Genomic DNA, 8424 nt, shown 5'->3' on the forward strand with positions numbered 1-8424 from the left:
CATCACCGAGGCCACCACCGGCATCGACCTGGTCAAGCTGCAGATCCTGGTGGCCTCCGGGGAGAAGCTGCCCGGCGACTGCCCGCCCGAGTTCGGTCACGCCGTCGAGGCCCGGCTCAACGCCGAGGACGCCGACAACGGTTTCGCCCCCGCCCCCGGCTCCGTGCAGCTGCTCAAGTTCCCGCTCGGGTCCGGCCTGCGCGTCGACACCGGCATCGCCCAGGGTGACGTCATCCCGCCGGACTACGACTCGATGGTTGCCAAGATCATCGCGTGGGGCCGCGACCGCGACGAGGCCCTGGCCCGCCTGCGCACCGCGCTGCGCGAGACCACCGTCGTCCTCGACGGCGGCACCACCACCAAGTCGTTCCTGCTCGACCTGCTCGACCGCGAGGAGGTCATCTCCGCGTCGGCCGACACCGGCTGGCTCGACCGCACCGGAGCCGGCACCGCCACCGGTCCGTCCCGGGTGGCCGACATCGCGCTGATCGCCACGGCCGTCGACGTCTACGACGCCGAGGAGAGCCACGAGCGCGCCGCGTTCCTCACCTCCGCCCGCGGCGGCCGCCCCCGCGCCGGGCACTCGGTGGGCCGCAAGGTCGAGCTGAGCTACCAGGGCCAGGCCTACGAGCTGCTCGTCGGACAGGTCGGGCCGCACCGCTACCGCGTCGACGCCGGCAGCGGCGAACTCGAGGTGGACGTCGACCGGCTCGGGCAGTTCGAGTCCCGGCTCGTCCTCGCCGGCCGCCGCCACCACATCGTCTCGATCGCCGGCGCCACCGGCTTCCTCGTCGAGGTCGACGGCATCAGCCACCAGATCAGCCAGGACGAGGCCGGCGTCGTGCGCACCCCCGCGCCCGCCGTCGTCGTCGCGGTGCCCGTCGCCCCCGGCGACGACGTCGAGGCCGGCCAGACGCTCGTGGTGCTCGAGTCCATGAAGATGGAGACCGCGGTGCGCGCGCCCTTCGCCGGCCGCGTCCGCGAGGTCCTCGCCGTGGTCAACTCGCAGGTCGACGCCGGTGCACCGCTGCTGCGTGTCGATCGGATCGCCGAGGAGACCGTCACCGAGACGGTCGAGCGCGTGCAGTTCCCCGCACCCGCCGCCGTCGTGACCGGCGACGCCGCGGCCGACGCGCTGGCCCGGCTCGACGCCCTCGAGGCGCTCGTCACCGGTTACGACGTCTCCGGCAAGCGGACCGCGACGCTGCTCGCCGAGTACGACCGCCTGCGCGGCGAGGCCGCCGGGAACTGCGACCTGGTGCGCGCCGAGCTGGCGCTGCTCACCACGTTCGCCGACGTGTGCGAGCTCTCGCGCAACCGCCCGACGCAGGCCGAGGAGTCCAGCGACGAGCGCGTGCACAGCCCCCGCGAGCACTTCCACGGCTACCTGCAGTCCCTCGACGTCGAGGTCGGCGGCCTGCCCGAGAGCTTCCGTGCGCGACTGTCGCAGGCGCTGCGGCACTACGACGTCACCGAGCTGGATCGCACCCCCGAGCTCGAGGAGGCCGTCTACCGGCTGTTCCTCGCGCAGCAGCGCATCGAGACGCAGGTTCCGGTGGTCTCGGCACTGCTCGAGCGGTGGCTCGAGGAGACCGAGGGACCGGCCGGCATCTCGCAGGAGCTGAACGAGGTCCTCGACCGGCTCATCGTCGCCACCCAGGTGCGCTACCCGGTGATCGGCGACGCGGCCCGCAACCTGCGCTACCGCCTCTTCGAGGAGCCGGTGATCCGCAAGGTCCGCGAGCAGGTGTACGACGGGGTGCGCGGCAGCCTCGCCCACCTCGCCGACCACCCCGGCGCCGCGGACTACGCGCAGCGCGTCGAGGCCCTGGTGGCCACCCCCGAGCCGCTGATCGACCTGCTCGCCCAGCAGATCGCCCGACCGGAAACCGTTCCGGGCCCGCTGCTCGAGGTCATCACCCGCCGCGCCTACAAGATCCGCACGCTCGAGCAGGTGCAGTCCGAGGTGCGCGGCGGCCGGCAGTTCGTCACCGGCAACTTCGATCTGCGCGGCACCCGCCTGTACCTGATCTCCACCGAGGCCCGGCACGCCGAGCTCGAGGCGGCCCTGGACACCGTCGAGGAGTCGGCGCGCACCCTGCCCGGCACCGACAACCTGGTGGTCGACCTGTACCTCGCGTGGGACGACGCCCCCGCCGACGCCGACGCGCAGGCCGAGGCGCTGCGCGCGGTGCTGGCCGGCCGTGAGGTCGCCGCCGCCGCCCGCCGGGTCACGGTGACGGTGTGCCACACCGACCGCGCCGAGGAGCACGTCTTCACCTTCCGCCCGTTCGAGACCGGGTACGCGGAGGAAACCAACATCCGCGACATGCACCCGCTCACCGGTCAGCGCCTGGATCTGTGGCGGCTGAAGAACTTCGTCGGCACCCGCCTGCCGGCGAACCCGGACTCGTACCTGTATCACATTGCGGCGAACGAGAATCCGTCCGACGAGCGGCTCATCGCCCTCGCCGAGGTGCGGGACCTGACCCCGCAGCGCGACGAGACCGGCACGATCGTGGGCCTGCCCGCGTTCGAGCGGGCCCTGTCGAGCTGCCTCGACGCGATCCGCCGGTCGCAGGCCGCCCGCGGCAAGCGCCGCCTCGACGCGAACCGCGTGGTGCTGTTCGTGTGGCCCGAGGTGGATCTGAGCATCGACGACCTGAAGCGGGTCAGCCGTGGGGCGGCCCCGCTCACCGTCGGCGCCGGCCTCGAGGAGATCACCGTCATCGGCTGGTGGCGTGAGACCGCGGAGGCCGAGCCCCGCGAGGTGGCGCTGCGATTCTCGTACCGCTCCGGCGCCGGCGTGGTCGTGCGGGTGACCGATCCGCCGAAGGAGCCGCTGCAGCCGCTCGACGAGTACACCCAGAAGGTCCAGCGCTCCCGCGCCCGCGGCACCGTGTACCCGTACGAGCTGATCCCGCTGCTCACCGGCAGCAAGGGCAGCTTCGTCGAGTACGACCTCGACGACTCCGGGGCGAGCGCAGCGACGGGGGGTGTCACCGGTGCCGTGGTGCCGGTGCAGCGTCCGTACGGACGGAACAAGGCCGGTCTGGTGGTCGGACTGGTCACCACCCCGACGCCGCGGTACCCGGAGGGCATGACCCGCGTCGCACTGTTCGGCGATCCGACGAAGGCGCTCGGCACCGTCGCGGAGGCCGAGTGCGCCCGCGTCGTCGCCGCGATCGACCTGGCCGAGCAGCTCGGCGTCCCGGTCGAGTGGTTCGCGCTGTCCTCCGGCGCCACCATCTCGATGGAGTCCGGCACCGAGAACATGGACTGGGTCTCGCGGGCCCTGCGCCGCATCATCACCTTCACGCAGGCCGGCGGCGAGATCAACGTCGTGGTCACCGGCATCAACGTCGGCGCCCAGCCGTACTGGAACGCCGAGGCGACGATGCTCATGCACACCAAGGGCATCCTGGTGATGACCCCGGACAGTGCGATGGTGCTGACCGGCAAGCAGTCCCTGGACTACTCCGGTGGCGTGTCGGCCGAGGACAACTTCGGTATCGGCGGCTACGACCGCGTCATGGGCCCCAACGGTCAGGCGCAGTACTGGGCGCCGAACCTGTCGGCCGCGGTCGAGGTGCTCTTCGGGCACTACGAGCACGCCTACCTCGCCCCGGGCGAGCGGTTCCCCCGCAAGGCCGAGACCGTCGACCCGATCGAGCGCGACGTCCGGGTGTACCCGCACGTGCACCCGTCGAGCGACTTCACCACGGTGGGCGACATCTTCTCCGCGGAGACCAACCCGGACCGCAAGAAGCCGTTCGACATCCGCACGGTCATGCGCGCGGTGGTCGACCAGGACCACCCGGTGCTCGAGCGGTGGGCAGACATGGCCGACGCCGACACGTCGGTGGTGTTCGACGCCCATCTCGGCGGCAACGCGGTCACGGTGATCGGCATCGAGTCCCGCGCCATCGCCCGCAAGGGCTGGTTCCCCACCGACGGGCCGGACCAGTGGACCTCGGGCACGCTGTTCCCGAAGTCGTCGAAGAAGACCGCGCGGGCGATCAACGCGGCGAGCGGCAACCGCCCCGTGGTGGTGCTGGCGAACCTGTCCGGGTTCGACGGCTCCCCCGAGTCGCTGCGTAACCTGCAGCTCGAGAACGGCGCCGAGATCGGCCGGGCGATCGTCAATTTCGACGGCCCGATCGTCTTCGTCGTGGTCTCCCGCTACCACGGTGGCGCCTTCGTGGTGTTCTCCGGCGCGTTGAACGAGAACATGGAGGTGCTCGCGGTCGAGGGCTCGTTCGCCTCCGTGCTCGGCGGCGCACCCGCCGCGGCGGTGGTGTTCACCCGCGACGTCAATGCGCGCACCGCGGCGGATCCGCGGATCACCGAACTCGAGGCGCAGCTCGCCGCGGCCGAGGACGGCGAGAAGGCCCGCCTGCGGGTCGAGCTGGCAACGCAGCGCACGGCGGTGCGGTCGGAGAAGCTCGGTGAGGTGGCTGCGGAGTTCGAGGCCATCCACAACATCCAGCGCGCCCAGCAGGTCGGCTCCGTGCACTCGATCATCCCTGCCGCGGACCTGCGGCCGGAGATCGTCGCCGCCGTCGAGCGAGGCATGGCGAAGGTGCTCGCGCAGTAACCGCACGATCCCCGAAGGGCCCCGCACCGGTTCGCCGGTGCGGGGCCCTTTCTTGTGCCCTCACGGGTCCGTCACCGTCTCGGCCGGCGTCCCGGGTACTTTCTCCCGCCGGGACGGCCGTACGTCGCCCTGCAGTCGCTGGGCGAGGCGACCGATCCGCGCACACAACCCCCGATCCGGAGTGTCCCAATCCCGGGAAATATGCGATCGTGAGCAAGCTCACAGGTTTGCGGCGGCGTGGAGCCGGGTACCGATTTTCGCCCCCACACCCCCCGCGCAGGTCGCTACATGCACGCTGTTGGCACGCAGTGCTTTCGAGCCGGCACCCCCCATGCGAGCGGAACAGCCACGGATCGAGCAGTGAATTATGTTGTACTGGAGTACATTTCGCAGGCAGATCACGAATACGCGAACAGACCAGCTGCATGTATGCCGCACTCCTGACCGTGCAGTAGTACCGCGCGCCATTCCGATCGGCCCGCTGCGCGTTGCGTGTTGTGACCAAGGTCCCGGAACGGACATGCAGTCGGCCTGTAGGTGAACATCACCCCAACAATGACCGTAATCCGTTGTTATTCAAGACTATTCAGTATCATTAGCGTAAGTCATTGCTCTGCCAATCATTTTCGGCGAAAGACATGACACATGACGCGCGATGCTGCATCATTGAACTCGACAGGGGAGAACGAGCGGGAGCACTACGTGAATTCGGTTGGCAGGGGCGAATATCGCGAAGCGTGCAGGGACGCTCACATCAGCTGCTCGCGGTAGCACCCACGCCGATCGGACTCCGGGCACCGCCGCTCGGGGCACCGGCATCGCCGGCCCGACACATCTGTACTCGACGGCATCCGTCGAGTTCGCCGCATTCGAGGAGAACCGACATGACCAGCACCATCGAACCGTCGTCCCGTACCACCGTCGCCGGCACCAAGCTGCGCGGCCGCGTCGCATTCGTGACCGGTGGAACGCGCGGCATCGGCGCGGCCATCAGCCGCAGCCTCGCCGCCCAGGGCGCGACGGTGGCCGCCGGGTACGGGCGCAACACCGCCCAGGCCGACCAGTTCCTCGCGGACATCCAGGCGAACGGCCAGAACGGCGTCGAGTACAGCGTGCACAAGGGCGACGTCGCGAACGCGGACGACTGCCGTCGCACCATCAACGAGGTCATCGAGCGGCACGGGCGCCTGGACATCCTCGTCAACAACGCCGGCATCACCATCGACCGCACCGTGCTGAAGATGGAGGACGACGACTGGAACAACGTCATCTCCGTCAACCTCTCCGGCGCCTTCTTCCTGGCCCAGGCCGCCCTGAAGCACATGCTCGAGCGCGGCACCGGTCGCATCGTCAACGTCTCGTCCGTCATCGGCGAGACCGGCAACATCGGCCAGGCGAACTACGCGGCCTCGAAGGCCGGCATGTTCGGCCTGACCAAGACGCTCGCGAAGGAGGCGGCGTTCACGCTGGCCCGCTCCGGCAAGCTCACCCCGGACAGCATCGGCGTCACCGTCAACACCATCACCCCCGGCTTCGTCGCCACCGAGATGGTCGAGACCATCCCGGACAAGGTCCTCGATCGCATCAAGAGCACGATCCCGGTGAACCGCCTGGCCGATCCCGAAGAGATCGCCCGCGTCGTCCACTTCCTGGCCGCCGACGCCTCGTCCTACATCACCGGTCAGGTGTGGGGCGTCAACGGCGGACTCGACATGTGACCCGCTGCACCCAGACACACCTCCGCACTTCTCACTGAACGGTACTTCGGCACATGCAGCCTTTCGAGCTCAACCGACACGGGCGGATCGTCTTCCCGTCCAACTTCTTTCCCGATCTCGATTTCTCGACGATGACGAGCGTCGAGCAGCTCGATGCCGTCATCCGTCGCGATTTCGAGACCAAAGCCCCCACGGTCTCGGAGATCCTCTCGCGCCACGCGCAGGGCGTCTACCGCACCAAGGTCGATCTCATGCGCGACATGGCGCTGAACCTGTTCTGGGCCAACCGCTTCGCGATCACGATGTTCGACAAGCGCCCCACCCGGTGGTCGGACGTGCCGCGCAACCGCGACGACGTCTACATGCCCGTCCTGACGCCGTGGCCGGACAGTGAGACGAAGACCGCCCAGGTCGCGGACGCCTACCGCGCCCTGCCCGCGGGCTGGGACGACCCCGCCGAGGACCGGATCTTCGAGACCCTCTTCGACGTCTTCGGCGCCCGCAAGCACATCGCCTCCGGGTTGCCGACGGTCAAGCCCACCGTCGCAGAGCTGATCTCCGATCCGTCGAACCGGACGATGCGCCTCGGTGCGTACAACCCGGACTTCCCCCGGTTCGGCTACGACGAGATCCTCGACTGCCACGAGGACGTCGCCGAGCTCGAGGCGCTGCGGCGCTGGTCGATGGTGCTGCACAACCAGCAGCCGTGGGAGCGAACCCAGGTCGAGCTCACCGAGGTGGGGCAGCTGCGCGACGACGACTACGTCGTGCTCTACTACCCGCGCGACCGGCACGTGCAGCGGTTCATCTCCCGGGTCACCTCGGGTCGGACCGCCCGCGCCGCCGTCCCCGCGAAGGTCGAGCCGGTGCAGCCCTCGCGGCCGTACCCGACGATCGACGTACGCCGCGACTTCGCGGTGCAGCCGCGCATCGAGGCCCTCGCCGTCGCGCACGGTGATCAGGTGTGCACCAACGAGGATCTGATCCGCAACTCGGCCTACAACTGGTCGCCGATGACCGCGGACGAGATCACCGCCAAGACCGGCATCGAACAGCGCCGCTACACCTCGGGCAGCTTCGAGGACCTCGCGCTGTCGGCGGCGAAGTCGGCGATCGAGCACGCGCAGGTGGGACCCGAGGACATCGGGGCCGTGATCGTGTGCACCTGCACCAGCGCCCGGCTGATCCCGTCGCTGGCCACGTGGATCTCCGGCGAGCTGGGCATCGCCCAGACCCACGCCTCGTTCGACCTGGTCGCCGCGTGCGCCGGCCTGCCGTACGGGCTGGCGGAGGCCACCCGGATCCTGCAGCAGGTGCAGCGGCCGGTGCTGGTGGTGTGCGTGGAGAAGTTCTCCGACAAGATCGGCAATGTGCGCCCCTCTCGGATGATCTTCGGCGACGGCGCGGCTGCGCTCGTGGTCGGCGTGGCGCCCGAGGGCTCCGCACCGGACATCGAGTACATGCAGACCTACGCCAGCGGCCCGAACAGCCAGGTCAACTCGATCATCTGGCCCAACCCGGACTTCGACAACTACATCACCGTCTACGGACCCGAGGTCAAGGCGCTCGCCGGCCGCTATCTGGTCCAGATGCTCGACGACGTGAAGGCCCTGCCCGCCCCGGAGGGCGGCATGGGAACGCTGCTCGACAACATCGACCTGATCGTCCCGCACCAGGCGAACAAGACGATGATCACCGAGCTCGCGGCGGACGCCGGCCTTTCGTCGGACCGCCTGTACTTCAACATCGAGAAGGTGGGCAACGCCTCGTCGGCGAGCATCCCGCTCGCCATCCACGACGCGGTCCGGGACGGGGTGATCACCGAACCCGTGCGGATCTTCGCTCCGGGCTTCGGCGCCGGCGCCGTCGCCGGCTTCACGGTGCTGCGGATCGATCCGGCGGTGGTGGCACCCTTCCGCCCGGTCGACGGTGGGGCCGTGGCCATCGACCCGCTGCGCGCAGCGTCCACCTCGGACGACGTGACACTCGCCTTCGGCTGATCGAACCGTCGTTCCCCGCGTGGGGAATCGTTGCCCGCGTGCGCACCAGCGCACGCGGGCAACGGCTTTCGGTACCGATTCTCAGCTTGACGTTTAACCTGCGGCGTTC

At 69.5% G+C, this 8424-nt stretch carries 3 protein-coding genes; all 3 read left to right on the top strand.

From position 1 onward, the window contains the following. Positions 1 to 4597, top strand: a 4597-nt coding sequence (locus CQZ88_RS10935; RefSeq protein ID WP_258008551.1) for a carboxyl transferase domain-containing protein, incomplete at its 5' end; no start/stop codon positions are given. 884 nt (positions 4598 to 5481) lie between these two features. After that, on the top strand, positions 5482 to 6315 hold the full coding sequence (locus tag CQZ88_RS10940; RefSeq protein WP_006946880.1) for a 3-oxoacyl-ACP reductase family protein: 834 nt from the start codon (positions 5482 to 5484) through the stop codon (positions 6313 to 6315). A 53-nt stretch (positions 6316 to 6368) separates the two neighbouring features. Next, positions 6369 to 8315, top strand: coding sequence for a 3-oxoacyl-ACP synthase III family protein (locus tag CQZ88_RS10945; protein WP_006946876.1), 1947 nt, complete (start codon positions 6369 to 6371; stop codon positions 8313 to 8315). Positions 8316 to 8424 lie beyond the last annotated feature (109 nt).

The organism is Rhodococcus sp. ENV425 (assembly GCF_002887785.1).
In the GTDB taxonomy this organism is placed as follows: Bacteria; Actinomycetota; Actinomycetes; order Mycobacteriales; family Mycobacteriaceae; genus Rhodococcus; species Rhodococcus aetherivorans.